The sequence below is a fragment of the Priestia sp. SIMBA_032 genome (genome assembly GCF_046535215.1).
Taxonomy (GTDB): Bacteria; Bacillota; Bacilli; order Bacillales; family Bacillaceae_H; genus Priestia; species Priestia aryabhattai.
Window position 1 is genome coordinate 1 of the sequence record NZ_JAWRXD010001037.1, and the last position, 257, is coordinate 257.

Annotated in this window: 1 protein-coding gene; it reads left to right on the plus strand. The window is 66.1% G+C overall.

Annotated features, from left to right (window positions below; all coding sequences use genetic code 11):
• Window positions 1-54: 54 nt before the first annotated feature.
• The coding region (locus SB717_RS37500) for a hypothetical protein (protein ID WP_410908210.1) at window positions 55-257 on the plus strand (203 nt) is incomplete at its 3' end.

Sequence of the window (257 nt, forward strand, 5' to 3'; positions counted from 1 at the left end):
GCGTGCTGGCAGTTGTCGGACCGGGATCTGGGCATTCTGCTGGGGGGCATTTCGGTGGCGAGTCTGCGGCGTTGGCGCAGCGCGCTGCGCGACGGTGGCACGCCGCGGGCAGACATCAACGTGGACACGCTGGACCGGGTGAGCTATCTGCTGGGCATCTACAAGTCGCTGCATCTGTTGTTCCCGGACGCCGCGCAGGCAGATGCCTGGATCCATAAGCCGAATGATGGGCTGCCCGTTGGCGGGCGTTCGGCCAT